This window comes from Paraburkholderia sp. SIMBA_030, assembly GCF_046535245.1.
In the GTDB taxonomy this organism is placed as follows: domain Bacteria; phylum Pseudomonadota; class Gammaproteobacteria; order Burkholderiales; family Burkholderiaceae; genus Paraburkholderia.
In genome coordinates, this window is sequence record NZ_JAWRXB010000813.1 from 1 (window position 1) to 263 (window position 263).

1 protein-coding gene is annotated in these 263 nt (G+C 62.7%); it reads left to right on the forward strand.

Features of this window, described 5'->3' with window-relative positions; all coding sequences use genetic code 11:
- A partial coding sequence (locus SB772_RS42240; protein ID WP_410838805.1) for a pyridoxamine 5'-phosphate oxidase family protein occupies positions 1-263 on the forward strand: 263 nt, incomplete at both ends.

A 263-nucleotide genomic window follows, 5' to 3' on the forward strand; every position in this document is an offset into this window, starting at 1 on the left:
GCTGACGCAGGCTTCGGTTGCCAAGGTCACCAAGGTGTTGACGCCGCTCTACCGGCAGATGATCGAGGCCGCGCCATTCGTGGCGCTGGCGACGGTTGGACCTGAGGGTCTCGACTGCTCGCCGCGCGGCGACATCGGCGGCGTCGTCAGGATCATCGATGAGAAACCCCTCCATCTTCCGGACTGGCGCGGCAACAATCGCGTCGATTCGCTTTCAAATATCGTTCGCGATCCGCGATTGGCGCTGATGTTTCTGGTGCCCG